We start from the raw sequence: 16,727 nt of genomic DNA, 5'->3' as shown, positions 1-16,727 counted from the left end.
GTCGATCTTTTCAGGCCAAACCACCGTTCTGGCACCGGAATTCAACGCGGACGAGGTCTGGCGCACGATCCACGACAACAAGGTGAACCTGCTGTTCTTCACCGGTGACGCGATGGCAAGGCCGCTGCTGGACGCATTGCTTGCAGCACAGGAAGGCGCGGAAGGCGAAGCGTACGACCTGTCGTCGCTGTTCCTGCTTGCCTCGACCGCGGCGCTCTTCTCGCCGAGCATCAAGGAGAAGTTCCTCGAGCTGCTGCCCAACCGGGTCATCACCGACTCAATTGGCTCCTCGGAGACCGGCTTTGGTGGCACCAGCATCGTCGCGAAGGACGCCCCGCACAGCGGTGGTCCGCGCGTGACGATCGACCATCGCACCGTCGTCCTCGACGAGGACGGCAACGAGGTCAAGCCTGGCTCCGGGGTCCGCGGCTTCATCGCCAAGAAGGGCAACATTCCGGTCGGCTACTACAAGGATGAGAAGAAGACCGCCGAGACGTTCAAGACCATCAACGGCGTCCGCTACGCCATACCCGGCGACTTCGCAACGGTCGAAGAGGACGGCAGCGTGACGATGCTGGGCCGCGGCTCGGTGTCCATCAACAGCGGCGGCGAGAAGATCTATCCCGAAGAGGTCGAGGCTGCGCTCAAGGGCCATCCCGACGTCTTCGACGCCCTGGTCGTCGGCGTGCCGGACCCCCGGTACGGCCAGCATGTCGCCGCCGTCGTGCAAGCACGGCCCGGGGCTCGGCCGTCGCTGTCCGACCTGGACGGCTTCGTACGTGCCGAAATCGCGGGATACAAAGTGCCGCGCAGCCTTTGGCTGGTCGAAGAGGTGAAGCGGTCGCCGGCCGGCAAGCCGGACTACCGGTGGGCCAAAGAGCAGACCGAGGCGCGGCCGGCGGACGACGTGCACGCCGCCCACGCGACCGCTTGACCGACTTCGTCAAGCGGCACCAAGGCGCACCCGCTGGCTTCTTCGCGTGTGAAGCCGCTGGGCTGCAATGGCTTTCACAGGCCGACGGCGGTGTGCCGTGTGTAGCTGTTGTTTCGGTGGATGCGACGAGCCTGACCTTGCGGCGGCTGGAGCCGGTGACTCCCAGTCCGGAAGCGGCTTTCGAGTTCGGCGCCCGGTTGGCCGCCACGCATGACGCGGGGGCCGCGGGCTTCGGCGCCGGTCCCGACGGATGGGACGGGCCCGGCTTCTTCGGGCCGCTGACACAGCCGTTGCCGATGTCGCTGCGCCCGCATCTGCGTTGGGGTGAGTTCTACGCCGACGAGCGATTGGGTCCGCTGGCTGAACTGGCGGCGCCGCGTCTGAACGCGTCGACTCATGCGGCGGTGGACGCGGTTGCGGCGCGCTGCCGAGCCGGCGACTTCGATGACGACGACACACCGGCCAGGCTGCACGGTGATCTGTGGGCCGGCAACGTGATGTGGACGCCCGACGGGGTGGTGCTCATCGATCCGGCTGCACACGGCGGCCACCGCGAGAATGACCTGGCGCTGCTGGCGCTGTTCGGCTGCCCGCACTACGACGCCATCGTCGACGGCTACCAGCAAGTGCACCCGCTGCGTCCGGGTTGGCGCACCCGGATCGGGCTGCATCAGCTTTTTGCGCTGCTCGCGCATGTGGTGTTGTTCGGTGGCGGGCACGCACGACGCACGGAGATATGTGCGAAGGCGGCGTTGGCTCTCTAGCCACGCGGGCTAGGCTGCGTTCGTGAACGGCGCGCAGGCTCTGATCAATACGTTGGTCGACGGCGGTGTCGACGTGTGTTTCGCCAATCCCGGTACCTCCGAGATGCATTTCGTCGCTGCCTTGGACACCGTTCCCGAGATGCGTGGCGTGCTGACTCTCTTCGAGGGCATCGCCACCGGTGCGGCCGACGGGTACGCGCGCATCGCCGGGCGGCCGGCCGCGGTGCTGCTACATCTGGGCCCCGGCCTGGGCAACGGCCTGGCAAACCTGCACAATGCCCGGCGGGCCCGCGTCCCGATGGTGGTCGTCGTCGGCGATCATGCCACCTATCACAAGAAGTACGACGCCCCACTGGAATCCGACATCGACGCGCTCGCCGGCAACGTCTCGGGCTGGGTGCATCGCACGGAGGACACTGCCGACGTCGCAGCCGATGCGGCAACGGCGATCGCGAAAAGTATTGCCGATCAGAAGATTTCAACACTGATTCTGCCTGCCGACACCTCGTGGACGGACGGTGCCGAAATCGGTGAGCGGTCGCCGCGGCAGGCTGAGCCGTCGGCCGTCGACTCGGATGCGGTCGAATCAGCCGCGGCGGTGTTGCGGTCCGGCGAATCCACGGTGCTCCTGATCGGCGGCGACGCCACCCGCGGCGCAGGATTGGCCGCGGGCGCCCGGATCGCCGGGGCTACCGGGACCCGTTGGTACTGCGAGACATTCCCGACCCGGCTGGAACGTGGCGCCGGAGTCCCGGCGGTCGACCGGATCCCGTATTTCGCCGAGGCCGTGGTGGCTCAGCTCGAAGGCACCCGACATCTCATTTTGGCCGGGGCGCCGTCACCGGTGTCGTTCTTCGCCTACCCCGACAAGCCGAGCGATCTGGTGCCGGAGGGTTGCAGTGTTCATGTGCTGGCCGGACCCACCTGCGCCGCAGCCGCTTTGGCGGCACTGGCTGACGAGGTGGCACCCGGCACTACACCTACCGTTGCAGAGCTGTCCCGCCCGCAACTGCCGACCGGCGCGCTGACCGCCGTGTCGGTGGCGGACGTGGTCGGCGCGTTGATGCCGGAAAACGTAATCGTCGTCGACGAATCCAACACCTCCAGCGTTCCGCTGACCGCAGCGACCGCCGGAGGGCCCGCGCATGATTGGCTGACGTTGACCGGTGGAGCGATCGGCTATGGAATCCCAGCGGCCGTCGGGGCCGCGGTCGCCGCACCCGATCGGCCGGTGCTCTGCCTGGAATCCGACGGCTCCGCGATGTACACGATTTCGGGCCTGTGGACTCAGGCGCGGGAAAACCTCGACGTCACGACTGTCATCTACAACAACGGCGCCTATGACATCCTGCGGCTCGAACTCCAGCGAGTAGGAGCGGGCTCGACTCCCGGGCCCAAGGCACTTGATCTCCTCGACCTATCGCGCCCGACAATGGATTTCGCCAAGATCGCGGAAGGCCTTGGGGTGCCGGCACGGCGGGCCAAGACCGCCGAGGAATTCGCCGATGCGCTGCGCGCGGCGTTCGACGAGCCCGGCCCGCACCTGATCGACGCGGTTGTGCCCTCACTGCTCGGTTAATGCGGGAAGGCGGCCGACAAGCCAGTCGGTGAGGCTGTTGACGACATCGACCCCAGCTTCGTACTCGCCTTCACGCACTTCGGCCGCAAGCGCAATGCCTACGGTGCCCCATGCCGTCGAGACGATCCCGAATTGGCGGACCAAATAGTCGTCGCCCAAGCCCGGACCCCAACCACCCTTCGCGGCAAAGCCTTTGGCGGCCAGCCCCCAGCGATGCTCGACGCAAAGGGATCCCAGCAGATCGACGACAGGCGAGGCATCGGGCAAATGTGCCAGCCCGGCGGCGAACCGGGCTTGGTCGGCCAGCGACCATCGTGTCTGCCCGAACGCCGTGTAACCTGCGCGGAGTCGCCGTGATTCGACCATGGTGGCTGCATCACCTGCTTCGCGGATGACGGCTTGCACCTGCTGCGCCGCGTCAACGGTATTGCCTAGTTGAGACCATAATTTTTCGGCGGCCAGGTTGTCCGATTGGGCAATCGTCAGTGCGACAAGATCGTGGCTGCCCACACCTGCACGCAACGCCGCGATCGCCAGCGGTACCTTGCTCGTCGACCACGCGGCGCCGGATAACCAGGTGCCGAAGGCGATCGGCCTGCCGGTGACAGAAGTGATCGCGATACCAACCGTCGCGGAAAGGCTGCTCGACAAGGCTTGAAAGCTGTTGTCAAGTAGCGCTTCACGGTGCCTAAAGCGTAATCTCATCTGCTAAGTCAGGGCAGTTTGATGACCGACATATACATCTCCAGGGTCGGCCGGTAGAGATCGACGTCATCGAGTTGGCTGCCCAGCATGACGGAGTCAGTGGTGGCGACGAGCACCTGTGCGAATGTCAACGGAGGTATCAGCAAGGCTCCGCCGAGCCGATCGATGCCCTCGACGATGAACTTCCCCAGTGCCTCGACGACTTCTGATCTCTTGGTCGCCACCCGTTTTCTCGCGTCGGGGTTGCGAAGCAGGTAAAGGGTGAACTCGTGTCCCAGCGCCGCGTGCTCGGCACCCCGGTCGCGGCCCAACTGTCGCCACCGCTCGGCGATCTCATCGAGCTCGCGCGCCCCGATCTGGGTCGCGGTTGACATCACCTCGGCGAAGTTGTCGAAATAGCGACGCCAGTACCGATCGCTGACTGCCAGGAAGAGGTCTTCTTTCGTCGTGAAGTGCTTGTAGATGGCGCCTTTGGTGTAGCCCGCCGTGTGTGCGATGTCGTCGAGGGAAGCTGCCATGAAGCCTTTTTCGGCGAACACCTCCTCCGCTGCGTCAAGGAGAAGCGAACGGGTGTGCTCGACGCGTCGCTCTCGCGTCCAACGCTCGACCATGCCCGCAATTGTGTCACAGAATCTGAGATTCCTATTGGTTGCTCAGATACTAGTTGGTATATTAACGGCGGGTGGGCTACCTCAGGTGACCGCGCATCGACGCAAAGTTTCTCCGACGTCGAGGTCATGGCCTACCCGCGTCCTAGGTGCGGTCGACTTCACGGACGCAGCACAACGACGATCCAGAAGGAGACAGCGTCGTGACTGAACTGTCGAACAGGAAGCGTGCGCCCCACGTCGCCGAGTCGCTCGGCGAAACGGCCTCGCTCGGCGCTCAGGCCCAGTCGAAGGCCAAGCCCGTGCGGATCTGGGCCATCGCCGGCGGCGCGATTCTGGCGTTTCAGCTGTACGTCTGGATCAGTTGGATCGCCGGACCAAATTTCGTGCGGGTGCCCACCGGGCCAAGCGATCCGCCGATGTTTATGAAGGTGATCCTCACGACGTGGACAGCCGTCATCGTCGCGGGCTTACCGCTCGGCATTTGGTACTTCATCATCAGGCCATGGCGGCGGGAGCGGCGGATCACGCTTGATGGCATGCTCCTGGTGGCCTGCGGCCTGATCTTTTTTCAGGATCCGCTGCTGAACTACATCAATACCTGGAGTACGTACAACACCTGGATGTTCAACCGGGGCTCTTGGGTGCAGAACATCCCGGGTTGGATGTCGTTTGGGGAGCCGGGCCGCATGATGGCCGAGCCGCTCTTGATGAATGCGCCGGGTTACTCGTACGGAGTCCTGCTGTGCACGATGCTCGGATGCTGGGTCATGCGCCGCGCCAAGTCGCGCTGGCCGAACATCAACAACATTGGATTGATCGGTGTTCTGATCCTGTGGACATTTGTCTTCGATCTGATCATCGAGGGCTTGTTCTTGATGCCGATGGGGCTTTTCACCTACCCCGGTGCGATCAGATCTCTGTCGATTAATCCCGGCACCTACTACCAGTGGCCAGTCTACGAAGGCCTCATGTGGGGTGGCGTGCAGGCGGGTCTGTGCGCCCTGCGCTATTTCACCGACGATCGTGGTCGGACATTCGTTGAACGCGGTCTCGAACGAGTCCAGGGCGGCTTTGCCAAGCAGCAATTCACCCGATTTCTGGCGGTCTTCGGAGCGTGCAGCATGTTCTTCTTCGTCTTCTACAACATTCCCGCGCAGTGGTTCGCCATGCACCAGGACCCATGGCCTCAGGACCTCCTGAAGCGGTCTTACTTCCTGATGGGCGTCTGCGGTGAAGGGACGGACCGACTTTGTCCTGATCCTGCTCTGCCGATACCCAGCAAAAAATCTGGCTACATCAACAGCGATGGCCGGCTCGTGCTTCCAAAAGGTGTCCAGCTTCCGACAATCGTTCCCTTCGATCGAGGTCATTGAAATGTCGAGCTCATCCTCGAGGGGATGCCCGGGCACTGCATGACACTTCTTCAGAGGAAGACAGCGTGATGAGCGACTTGTCGAGCAAGAAGAATGCGCCCACCATCACTGAGCCGCTCGGCGGCGCGGCCGGACTGGGTGCCCATGCTGAGTCTGAGGCGAAGCCCGTACAAATTTGGGCCGTCGTCGGCGGCGCACTCCTCGCGCTTGAGCTATATGTGTGGATCCGCTGGCTCACCGGGCCCTACTTCGAGCGCGTGCCCTCCGGCCCGAGCGATCCGCCGATGTTCATGAAAGTGCCACTCATGGCGAACGCGATCGTTCTCTGGGTTGCGCTTCCGTTCGCCCTGTGGTGGTTCATCATCAAGCCTTGGCGGCGTGAGCGGCGAATCACGCTGGACGGCATGCTTTTAGGGTCGATGGGCCTGATGTTCTTTCAGGATCCGTTCCTGAACTATCTCAACACTTGGTGTACGTATAACAGTTGGCTGTTCAACCGGGGCTCCTGGTCGCCCTACGTTCCGGGTTGGGTGTCGCCTGACGCACCGGGCCATCAGGTACCAGAACCCCTCCTGACGAATGCACCGGGATACGCGTACGGAGTTCTCGCGATCACCATCGTCGGATGCGTTGTGATGCGCAAAATCAAGGCGCGATGGTCGAACATCAGCAATCTTCGGTTGATCGCCGTCACCTACGCGCTCGCAATCCTCTTCGACTTCGTCATGGAGGGCTTGGTCATGCTGCCGATCGGTTTCTACACCTATCCCGGCGCCATCCGGTCGGTGTCGATCAATGCCGGCACCTATTACCAATGGCCCGTCTACGAAGGACTGATGTGGGGCGGCGTCCAGGCAGCTCTGTGCTGCCTGCGCTTCTTCACCGACGATCGTGGCCGCACTGTCGTCGAGCGCGGACTGGACCGGGTCCGCGGCGGGGTCGCCAAGCAGCAGGTCATTCGCTTTCTGGCGATCTTCGCGGGGGTCAGCGCTTGCTTCTTCATTTTCTATAACGTTCCGGCGCAATGGATCGGCATGCACTCTGACCCATGGCCCGAAGACCACCAGAAGCGCTCCTACTTCAATGGGGGCACCTGCGGCGCCGGGAGCGACGTCCCCTGTCCAAATCCCGTGCTGCCGGTACCAACCAGACGCTCGGGTCACATCAATCGAGATGGTCAGCTCGTCCTCCCGGACGGTGCCGAGTTCCCGAAGACCATCCCTTTCGAACAGGGGAAGTGAGCTGCTCACCAACAGTCAGCCGACCGCAAGCCAATCCACCTCGAACGCACCGTTTTACCGGGCGGTCGGCGACGAAGTGGCGGTCTTCCGCGCCGCGGCCCGACGCGGTCTACCGGTTCTGTTGAAGGGTCCCACCGGATGCGGGAAGACGCGCTTCGTTGAGGTCATGGCCCATGAGCTGGGTCGCGATCTGATTACCGTTGCGGGCCATGAGGATATGACGTCCGCGGACCTGGTGGGCAGATTCCTGCTCAAAGGCGGAGAAACGGTCTGGGTGGACGGGCCGTTGACTCGCGCGGTACGCGAAGGTGCCATCTTTTATTTGGATGAGGTGGTGGAGGCGCGCCAGGACACCACGGTGGTCATCCATCCGCTCGCCGATCACCGCCGTGAGCTTCCGGTCGATCGCCTCGGCACGACGTTGCCGGCGGCGCCCGGTTTCCAACTGGTGATTTCCTACAATCCCGGTTACCAGAGCGTCCTGAAGAATCTCAAGGAGTCGACCCGTCAGCGCTTCGTCGCCATCGAGTTCGGCTACCCATCCCCCGAGGTAGAGACCGAGGTGGTCGCCTACGAAGCCGGGATCGACACCGAGACCGCACGTTCGTTGGTCAAGCTCGCGTACGCCATCCGAAATCTCGATGGCTCGCCGTTGCGCGAAGTGTCCTCCACTCGCATGTTGATTCTCGCCGGCGGCCTCGCGGCTGAAGGTCTGAACCTGCGCAGTGCAGTCCACGCGGCCGTCGTCCAGGTGCTCTCCGACGATGACGATGTCATCCGAGCCCTCGATGAACTTGTCAATACCGTCCTGCCCCAGAAGTGACCGACGCTTCTGATCCCAACAAGCCTGACCGGTTCCGGTTCCTCGCCAACTACATCGCCGGCAGGTCCGTCGAAGTCACCGAGTCGCCCGCCGGCCAGCCCGCACACACCGACGGCCAGTTCATCTTTGTCTCGGCCGGCGCTACCGTCGCGGAGCAGCGCCGCGAGATGGTGGTTCAGGCAGCCCTTCTCGGCGCGGGCAGCCTTGATCCGCGATTGGTGAAGGGCCTGCGGGCACGTTCCACCTTGTCGCGCCGCTACCTGGCACTCGAAGGTCAGCGGGTTCTCGCCGAACTAGCCCGCCAGATTCCACTCGATGCCGCGCTCCTCCCGGACGGACCAATCAACACCGCGACCGCTGATGAGTCACTCGAGGTGGCCAAGAGCCGGACCAAGGTTGCCGACCCACCGGAGTGGTTCGGCGTCATCAAGCCCTCCCGGTTGATGGCGGCGCCGGCTGGACCGGGCGGGCAGGCCGCGAACAAAGATCTCCAATTGCAGTTCGACCCCATCGACATGCCGCAATCGGAGGGCGACGACGAAGACGATGACGGCGGGAAGTCAGGGGAGAGCAAGATCCTCAAACTGTTTGAAAATCCGCTCTTCAACAATCAGTCGATGTCGGACTACTTCCGCAAGATGTTCGGAGGTTCGCGTTCGCCCGGAGAGGGTGCTGCGGGCGCCGAGATGACAGTTCGCTCAACCCGGGGTGTGCAAGAAATCGGACCGAATGCCCGTCCCATGCCCACCCGGATCCAATTCAACGATGACGACAGGCCCGGTGCTGCGGTGGGCGTGGGTGGCGCCCTGTATCCGGAGTGGGACGTTTTCAACAATCGGTACAAGCATGACTGGTGTCGGGTCATCGACTTTCCACTCACCATTGCCGCCAACGTCTCCGACGCCGGTGTGGCGCACGACGACGTGTTGCGCCGCCGCCTGGCTCGCGTCGGGCTCGGCCCGAAGGTCCTGCGCGGCCGTGCCGACGGGGACGACCTCGACCTCGAGGCGCTGATCGACCTATTCGTCGATCTGGAATCCGGCTTCTCCTCACCCGAACACGTCTACCTGGAGCGCCGCAAATTTGCCCGCAATCTCGGCGTGCTCATCCTGATCGATGCTTCCGGGTCCGCCGTCGATGCCGATTCGGACGGCCTGGCGGTGCACGACCACCAGCGACGAGCAGCCGCCACTCTGGCCGTCACACTCGAAGAGCTTGGTGACCGCGTCGCCGTCTACGCGTTTCGATCGCAGGGTCGCCACGCTGTGCATCTGCCGGTAATCAAGACGTTCGACCAAAGTTTCGGGGCCGTCGCGCGGGCCCGACTCAATCAACTCCAACCGTGGGGTTACACGCGCCTCGGGGCTGGTATCCGTGGTGCGGGTGAAATTCTCAAGGCCGAGGCCGGCACACCCAATCGGCTGCTGGTCGTCCTGTCGGATGGATTCCCCTACGACGATGGGTACGAAGGCCGCTACGCGGAGGCAGACGCCAACAAGGCCCTTGACGAGCTCCGCGCGGATGGCGTTGCCTGCCTTTGCCTCTCCATCGGAACCGCTACTGCTACCGACGCGCTCGAACGTGTCTTCGGCTCCGCCGGCTATGCCGGCGCCGGGTCGCTCGCCGAGTTGAGTCCGCGGATGGATGAGTTGTTTTTGTCTTCGCTACGGGAACTCGCAGCGCCGAAACGACGTTGACGCGGACACTATAACGTTTCCGCTATCGGCGAATCGGTGACACAGGTTCGGCGCAGTCCAAGCCTTCGGCTGACAACTGCCGTTTGAGTACCTTGAAGGTCGCGGTCCGCGGCAGGCTCGTGCTGATCCGGACGTACGACGGCCATTGCTTGGGCCCGAGATCGGTCTGTTCGGCGAGGAACACGCGGAACTTGTCCGCGTCGAATTCGGCACCTGGCGTCAACACCAGCGCGGCCATCACCTGATCGCCGACAGCCGGGTCCGGCACCGCGTACACCGCCACCTCCGCCACGTCCGGATGGCGGGCCAGCACCCGCTCGATCGGGGCGGTGCCGAGATTTTCGCCGTCCACACGTAGCCAGTCGCCGAGCCGACCGGCGAAGTACGCGTAACCGGCTTCGTCACGATAGCCGAGGTCGCCACTGTGGTATATGCCACCGGCCATTCGCTGCGCGTTGGCCTCCGGGTCGTTGTAGTAGCCTTCGAAACGCCCTGGGCCGCCTACGTTTACCAGCTCACCGACCACGCCGACCGGGCAGGGCTGGCCGGAATCCACGTCGATGATCTCGATCCCGTCGGGCAGTGGTCCCAGAGCACCGGGCGGGGTGTCTGGTGTGCGCCCGATCGCGATGCCACCCTCCGTCGACCCGAACCCGTCGACCACCCGGCAGCCGAACCTGACGCCGAAACGGTCGATGTCGGCGGGTGCGCCCTCGTTGCCGTAGACCGCCCGCAACGTGTTGTCGGCGTCGTCCGGGCTCTCGGGTGTGGCGAGCACATACGACAACGGCTTTCCCACGTAGTTCGCGTAGGTCGCGCCGTAGCGGCGGACGTCGGGTAAAAAGCCCGACGCGGAGAACTTGCGGCGTAACACCATTGAGCCCCGGCAGGCCAACGCCACCGCCCACCCGACCAGAACCGCGTTGGAATGGAACAACGGCATCGAGGCGTAGCAGACATCGCTCGGGCCGAGGCTGAAGCGGTCGGTCATCGTCGCGCCCGCGATCGCGACCTTACCGTGGCTGCACATGACCGCCTTGGGATTACCGCTGGTTCCCGAGGTGTATATCAGCATGAACAGGTCGTCCGGCGTCGCCGACTGGAATCGAATCTCGGCGTCGCGGTGTGCGGCGACCTCGTCGGCCCAGGCGCTCGAGTCGACGTTGACGTGGTCGATATCAGCCAGCGTGCCAGCCGAATTGGTGTCGGCGAGTACCAGTTGGCAGTCGGCATGGTCGATGTCGCGATGCAGCGCCGCGCCCCGGCGCACCGGGTTGAGACCCACCGGGACAATTCCTGTCATCCCGGCGGCGACCAGTACCGAAGAGAAGAACGGGGTGTTCTCCAACAGCACCCCGACGTGCGGGGGCCGGCTCGGGTCGAGCCGCGCGCGCAGTGCCGCAGCAACCGCGGCGCCCTGCCGGAGGTGGTCACGCCAACTGACGAACGAATCCTCGAAGTAGACGCCCCGATCGTCGATATCAACCAGCGGGGCCAGCAGATCGGTGACGGTCGGAAGTGCGTCCACAGCTAGGCGGGGGTGTCCGCCAGTTCGCGGCCGATCTTCAGCAGTTGACCGGTGGCGCCGCCCAGCGCGAACTCGGTCTGCTTGGCGGCCAAAAAGTAGCGGTGCACCGGGTGGTCGGTGTCGATGCCGACACCACCGTGGATGTGAACGATGCTGTGCGCCACTCGATGCCCCGCGTCGGCCGCCCAGAACGCCGCGGTGGCGACCTCGGTGTCGGCGGGCAGATCCTCGCTGAGTCGCCACGCCGCCTGGGTCAGGGTCAGCCGCAGACCCTTGACGTCGATGTAGCCGTCCGCCAGCCGTTGTCCGACCGCCTGGAAGCTGCCGATCGGACGGTCGAACTGCTCGCGTTCCTGTGCGTATTCGGCAGTCATCTGAAGTCCGCACTCCAGCACTCCGAGCTGAAATGCGGTGCGGCCCAATATGTCCAACGTCTTGATCCAACTAACGACGTCATCGCCGCCGACCACGCGGCCATTATCAACCTCGACGCCGTCCAGTCGGAGATGCCCGATGCTGCCCAGGCCGGTGGTGTCCAACGCTGTCACCGCGACGCCAGGGTCGCTGGTAGACACCAGGAAAACGGAAGTGCCGGAATCGGTTTCGGCCGGTACCAGGAAGCCGTCGGCGACCGGTCCGTACGCGACCTGGGTGCGGGTTCCGGTCAGCCGGTAGCCGTTGCCGGCTGAGGTAGCCTGCACTGGGCCGTCACCCATTTCGCCGTCCAGCGCGACGGCGAGAATCTTCTCGCCGCTCACCGCGGGAGCGCCCCAGTCCTGCTGAAGCTCGGCGGAGCCGAATCGGGCCAGCGCCCCGGCGGCCAGTACCACCGAGTCCAGGTAGGGAACGGCGGCCAGCTGGTGGCCGAGGCCTACCAGTACGGCGACCTCCTCGAGCACGCCGAACCCGCCTCCGCCCAAGGATTCTGGGGCAGCGGTGGACAGGATGTCGGCGTCGACAAGCTTGCTCCACAGCTCGCGATCGAACCGTTGGTCGAGACCGTCAAGCTTGCGCTGATGTTCGGGCGTGCACACCGCGTCGACGATCGTGGTGACCAGACCGCCGAGATCCTGCGCCGCTTCGGTCGTTGAGAAGTCCATGGGTTCTCCAGAATTCGTTAGCGGTTGGCTCGGGGAAGGCCGAGCGCCACCATGCCGATGATGTCGCGCTGCACCTCGTTGGTGCCGCCGCCGAACGTCAGGATCAAGCAGGCGCGGTGCATCCGCTCGACACGGCCGCGCAGCAGTGCGCCGGGCGAATCCTGTCGAAGGGTCGCTGCGGTGCCCAGTACTTCCATCAGCAGCCGGTAGGCCTCGGTGGCAAGTTCGGTGCCGAACACCTTGGCCGCCGAAGCGTCCGCCGGTGACGGCGTGGCCGATTCAGCCGAGGCGAGCTCCCAGTTGATCAATTTGAGGACCTCGACCTTGGCGTGCACCCGGGCCAGGTTGAGCTGCACCCACTCCGAGTCGATCAGCCGCGCGCCGGCAGCGTCCTTGGTGTTCTGCGCCCATTCGCGTACCTGGTTGAGCGCCATGATGATCGGCATCGGCGACACCAGCGCGACACGCTCGTGGTTGAGCTGGTTGGTCACCAGCTTCCAGCCAGCGTTCTCCTCGCCGACCCGATTGGCCACCGGGACGCGAACGTCTTGGTAATAGGTGGCGCTGGTGTCCACGCCGGACATGGTGTGCACCGGTGTCCAGGAGAAACCTTCGGAGCTGGTCGGCACGATCAGCATCGAGATGCCCCGGTGCTTCTTGGCTTCGGTGTTGGTGCGGACCGCCAGCCAGACGTAGTCGGCGTAGGCGATCAGGCTGGTCCACATCTTCTGACCGTTGACCACGTAGTCGTCACCGTCGCGCACCGCGGTGGTCCGCAGGTTCGCCAAGTCGGTGCCGGCGCCGGGCTCGGAGTAGCCGATCGAGAAATGCAGGTCGCCGGCCGCGATCTTGGGCAGGTAGAACTTCTTCTGTTCCTCGGTGCCGAACGACATGATCGTCGGCGCGACGCTGTTGATGGTCAGGAATGGCACGGGTGCGCCGGCGATCGCGGCCTCGTCGGTGAAGATCAGCGAGTCCATCGGGGACCGGTCCTGGCCGCCGTACTCCTTGGGCCAGTTCAGGGTGAGCCACCCGTCTTTGCCCATCTGCGCGACGGTCTCGCGGTAGACGTTGCCTTCGCCGACCTCTCCCGAAGTCGAGCTCAGCGCCTCACGGCGCTCCGGCGTGATCAGCTTGGTGAAGTACGACCGCAGTTCGCGGCGCAGTTCCTCCTGCTCCGGGGTGTAACTGATGCGCATTCCGGCCGCCTCCAGTCGTCGGTGAGTTCTGCGGCAGCCTGCATCGGCGGCCACCCATTCGCCACCCTGGTTGTAACACGTTCTAGTCTGAGGGTCCAGCGACCGTTTCCCTGGACGCGATCGGGACTGGTCGTATTGTGGGCATACCGATTGAAGCCACGTTTCAAGGAGGATCGTCGTGCGGGTGATAGTCGACCACGACCGGTGTGAAGGCAACGCCGTGTGCTTGGGAATCGCGCCGGATATCTTCGACCTCGATGACGAGGATTACGCGGTGGTGAAGACCGACCCGGTTCCGGCCGATCAGGAGGCGGCGGCCGAGCAGGCGATCCATGAATGCCCGCGAGCAGCCTTGGTACGCGAAGACTAGAGGTATTCATAAATTGACTAGCAGCACGAACGTGGCCGATCTATCCGGAAAGGTCGCGGTGGTGACCGGCGCGGCTGCGGGCCTGGGACGCGCAGAGGCTATTGGCCTGGCCCACGCAGGTGCGACCGTCGTGGTCAACGACATCGCCGCCGCGCTGGATGCCTCCGATGTGATCGACGAGATCACCACCGCCGGCGCCAAAGCGATCGCGGTCACCGGCGATATCAGCCAACGCGAAACAGCCGACGAGTTGGTCAGTACCGCAGACGGCCTGGGCGGCCTGAGCATCGTGGTCAACAATGCCGGGATCACCCGTGACCGGATGCTGTTCAACATGTCCGATGAAGAGTGGGACGCGGTGATCGCCGTGCATCTACGGGGTCATTTCCTGTTGACCCGCAACGCCGCAACCTACTGGCGCCAAAAGGCGAAGGATGCCGACGGGTCGGTCTACGGCCGTCTGGTCAACACCTCGTCGGAGGCTGGGCTGGTGGGTCCGGTCGGCCAGGCGAACTACGGCGCCGCGAAGGCGGGCATCTCCGCGCTCACTTTGACCGCTGCCCGGGCGCTGGGCCGTTACGGGGTGTGCGCCAACGCGATCTGCCCACGGGCCAGGACCGCGATGACCGCCGACGTCTTCGGCGATGCGCCCGAGGTCGGCGACGGCCAGATCGACCCACTATCACCCGAGCATGTGGTCACCCTGGTCCGCTTCCTGGCGTCGCCCGCGGCCAAGGATGTCAACGGCCAGGTCTTCATCGTGTACGGCCCCCAGGTGACGTTGGTTTCGGCGCCGAGCGTCGAGCACCGGTTCGCCACCGACGCGCAGGCGTGGGAGCCTGGCAAGCTCAGCGACGAGCTAGAGCATTACTTTGCCGGCCGCGACCCGGAACGCAACTTCGCGGCCACCAGCTTGATGGCGTGATTCAGCGGGTCAGAGACCTGCAGTTTCCAACTAGAACACGTTGCAGAATGAAATAGGTCACAAAGGCCCTGACCTGCTTAATTACTAACTTTTGTCTAATGCTGTCGTTCTTTGACACTCCGAACTTGTTCTAGTTACGATTGGCCGGCTCACGCGGACCGTCGTCGGCTCAGAAACAAGCCAGGCGGCGCGCATCGGGGACACAGAGGCATCGCTGGCGAACGTGGAGATACCCGCGCGAGAAGGGGAACCAGGTTGATCGAACAGCTCGCGGTCCCGGCTCGGGCCGTGGGCGGTTTCGTCGAGATGGCGCTGGATACGTTCCGCAAGACATTTCAGCGCCCCTTTCAATTCCGTGAGTTCCTCGACCAGACCTGGATGATCGCCCGGGTTTCCCTTGTCCCAACGTTGTTGGTGGCGATCCCGTTCACCGTTCTGGTGGCTTTCACGCTCAACATCCTTCTTCGTGAGATCGGCGCCGCCGACCTGTCCGGTGCGGGCACCGCGTTCGGAACCATCACCCAACTGGGGCCCGTCGTCACCGTGCTGGTGGTGGCCGGCGCGGGCGCCACCGCGATCTGCGCCGACCTGGGTGCGCGCACGATCCGCGAGGAAATCGACGCCCTGCGAGTGCTGGGCATCGACCCGATTCAGCGACTTGTGGTCCCCAGGGTGCTGGCGTCGACTTTCGTCGCGCTGCTCCTCAACGGGCTGGTCTCGGCGATCGGCATCGCCGGTGGCTACGTCTTCTCGGTGTTGTTACAGGGCGTCAACCCGGGCGCCTTCGTCAACGGGTTGACCGTGCTGACCCACCTCGGCGAGGTGATCCTCTCCGAGTTCAAGGCTTTGCTGTTCGGCATCGTTGCCGGCCTGGTTGGCTGCTACCGGGGGCTGACGGTCAAGGGCGGACCGAAAGGTGTCGGAACCGCCGTCAACGAGACCGTGGTGTACGCGTTCATCTGCCTGTTCGTGATCAACGTCATCATGACCGCGATCGGCGTTCGGGTGCTGGCCCGGTGACGCGCCGATGAGTTACGACGCCACCGTACGTCTCCGCCGCTTCTTCCACCGGTTCGCCGGCCCGATGGACACCTTCGGCGAGCAGGCGCTGTTCTACGGCGAGTCGATGCGCTACATCCCTAACGCGCTCACCCGCTACCGCAAAGAGACCATCCGGCTGATCGCCGAAATGACTATGGGCACAGGTGCATTGGTGCTCATCGGCGGAACAGTCGGCGTCGCAGCGTTTTTGACGCTGGCGTCAGGCGGTGTGATCGCAGTACAGGGCTATGAGTCGTTGGGCAACATCGGTATTGAGGCGCTGACCGGATTCCTGTCGGCGTTTCTCAATGTGCGCATCGTCGCTCCGGTGGTTGCCGGGATCGCGCTGGCGGCCACCATCGGCGCGGGCACCACGGCCCAGCTGGGCGCGATGCGGGTCGCCGAGGAGATCGACGCCATCGAGTCGATGGCTGTGCACTCGGTGTCCTACCTGGTGTCGACCCGGCTGATCGCGGGTTTGATCGCGATCGTCCCGCTGTACTCGCTCGCGGTCTTGGCCTCGTTCTTCGCCGCGCGGTTCACCACGGTGTTCATCAACGGGCAGTCGGCCGGTCTGTATGACCACTACTTCAACACCTTCCTTATTCCCACCGATCTGCTGTGGTCGTTCCTGCAAGCCATCGTGATGTCGATCGCGGTGATGCTGATCCATACGTACTACGGCTACAACGCGTCTGGCGGTCCGGTGGGTGTCGGTCTGGCGGTCGGTCAAGCGGTGCGCACGTCGCTGATTGTGGTCGTCGTCATTACTTTGTTCATCTCGCTGGCCGTCTACGGCGCGTCCGGTAACTTCAACCTCTCCGGGTAAGGGGGGCA

General features: G+C 64.2%; 16 protein-coding genes. 11 read left to right on the top strand and 5 right to left on the bottom strand.

From position 1 onward, the window contains the following. The 3 genes from WAO18_RS15880 to WAO18_RS15870 form a co-directional block, all read left to right on the top strand. The coding region (locus WAO18_RS15880) for an AMP-binding enzyme (protein WP_422207215.1) at positions 1-934 on the top strand (934 nt) is incomplete at its 5' end. After that, entirely contained in the window at positions 931-1,698 is a 768-nt protein-coding gene (locus WAO18_RS15875) for a fructosamine kinase family protein (protein ID WP_422207214.1), read from the top strand. The genes WAO18_RS15880 and WAO18_RS15875, both read left to right, overlap by 4 nt. A 22-nt stretch (positions 1,699-1,720) precedes the next feature. Continuing rightward, positions 1,721-3,277: an acetolactate synthase large subunit gene (locus WAO18_RS15870; protein WP_422207213.1), complete on the top strand. Its 1,557-nt coding sequence runs from the start codon at positions 1,721-1,723 to the stop codon at positions 3,275-3,277. On the opposite strand, the gene WAO18_RS15865 is transcribed toward WAO18_RS15870, so the two are convergent. Further along, complete coding sequence (locus tag WAO18_RS15865; RefSeq protein ID WP_422207212.1) at positions 3,263-3,982, bottom strand: serine hydrolase; 720 nt, start codon at positions 3,980-3,982, stop codon at positions 3,263-3,265. The two genes, WAO18_RS15870 and WAO18_RS15865, sit on opposite strands and share 15 nt — an antisense overlap. A gap of 8 nt (positions 3,983-3,990) precedes the next feature. Further along, entirely contained in the window at positions 3,991-4,593 is a 603-nt protein-coding gene (locus WAO18_RS15860) for a TetR/AcrR family transcriptional regulator (RefSeq protein WP_422207211.1), read from the bottom strand. Between the two features lie 200 nt (positions 4,594-4,793). Here WAO18_RS15860 and WAO18_RS15855 point away from each other — a divergent pair, with 200 nt between their 5' ends. From WAO18_RS15855 to WAO18_RS15840, 4 genes are all read left to right on the top strand, one after another. Next, positions 4,794-5,966, top strand: coding sequence for a spirocyclase AveC family protein (locus tag WAO18_RS15855; protein WP_422207210.1), 1,173 nt, complete (start codon positions 4,794-4,796; stop codon positions 5,964-5,966). 68 nt (positions 5,967-6,034) lie between these two features. Continuing rightward, positions 6,035-7,207, top strand: coding sequence for a spirocyclase AveC family protein (locus WAO18_RS15850; RefSeq protein ID WP_422207209.1), 1,173 nt, complete (start codon positions 6,035-6,037; stop codon positions 7,205-7,207). A 76-nt stretch (positions 7,208-7,283) separates the two neighbouring features. Continuing rightward, positions 7,284-8,030, top strand: a complete 747-nt coding sequence (locus tag WAO18_RS15845; protein WP_422207208.1) for a CbbQ/NirQ/NorQ/GpvN family protein — start codon at positions 7,284-7,286, stop codon at positions 8,028-8,030. Then, positions 8,027-9,727, top strand: coding sequence for a nitric oxide reductase activation protein NorD (locus WAO18_RS15840; RefSeq protein ID WP_422207207.1), 1,701 nt, complete (start codon positions 8,027-8,029; stop codon positions 9,725-9,727). Before WAO18_RS15845 ends, WAO18_RS15840 begins: the two co-directional genes overlap by 4 nt. A gap of 22 nt (positions 9,728-9,749) precedes the next feature. Here the strand turns inward: WAO18_RS15840 and fadD17 are convergent, their stop codons facing one another. Genes fadD17 through WAO18_RS15825 form a run of 3 tightly spaced genes read right to left on the bottom strand, consistent with a single transcriptional unit; the run spans position 9,750 to position 13,554 of the window. Then, positions 9,750-11,255 (bottom strand): long-chain-fatty-acid--CoA ligase FadD17, encoded by a 1,506-nt coding sequence (fadD17, locus tag WAO18_RS15835; protein WP_422207206.1) that lies wholly within the window; start codon positions 11,253-11,255, stop codon positions 9,750-9,752. Positions 11,256-11,257: 2 nt separating this feature from the next. Beyond that, on the bottom strand, positions 11,258-12,355 hold the full coding sequence (locus WAO18_RS15830; protein ID WP_422207205.1) for an acyl-CoA dehydrogenase family protein: 1,098 nt from the start codon (positions 12,353-12,355) through the stop codon (positions 11,258-11,260). Positions 12,356-12,372: 17 nt separating this feature from the next. Beyond that, positions 12,373-13,554, bottom strand: a complete 1,182-nt coding sequence (locus tag WAO18_RS15825; RefSeq protein ID WP_422207204.1) for an acyl-CoA dehydrogenase — start codon at positions 13,552-13,554, stop codon at positions 12,373-12,375. Between the two features lie 178 nt (positions 13,555-13,732). Here WAO18_RS15825 and WAO18_RS15820 point away from each other — a divergent pair, with 178 nt between their 5' ends. From WAO18_RS15820 to WAO18_RS15805, 4 genes are all read left to right on the top strand, one after another. Beyond that, positions 13,733-13,924 (top strand): ferredoxin, encoded by a 192-nt coding sequence (locus WAO18_RS15820; RefSeq protein WP_325693690.1) that lies wholly within the window; start codon positions 13,733-13,735, stop codon positions 13,922-13,924. Further along, positions 13,887-14,849 carry a 3-oxoacyl-ACP reductase gene (locus tag WAO18_RS15815; RefSeq protein ID WP_422207203.1) on the top strand — a complete coding sequence of 321 codons (963 nt, stop codon included), beginning with the start codon at positions 13,887-13,889 and terminating at the stop codon, positions 14,847-14,849. The genes WAO18_RS15820 and WAO18_RS15815 overlap by 38 nt, the downstream gene beginning before the upstream one ends. 255 nt (positions 14,850-15,104) lie before the next feature. Next, positions 15,105-15,869: an MlaE family ABC transporter permease gene (locus WAO18_RS15810; RefSeq protein ID WP_422207202.1), complete on the top strand. Its 765-nt coding sequence runs from the start codon at positions 15,105-15,107 to the stop codon at positions 15,867-15,869. 7 nt (positions 15,870-15,876) lie between these two features. Beyond that, positions 15,877-16,719: an MlaE family ABC transporter permease gene (locus WAO18_RS15805; RefSeq protein ID WP_422207201.1), complete on the top strand. Its 843-nt coding sequence runs from the start codon at positions 15,877-15,879 to the stop codon at positions 16,717-16,719. Positions 16,720-16,727: the final 8 nt, after the last annotated feature.

The organism is Mycobacterium sp., from assembly GCF_049278535.1.
In the GTDB taxonomy this organism is placed as follows: Bacteria; Actinomycetota; Actinomycetes; order Mycobacteriales; family Mycobacteriaceae; genus Mycobacterium.
Note: the sequence above shows the minus strand (reverse complement) of the source record. Positions and strands in the feature narration are given on the sequence as shown.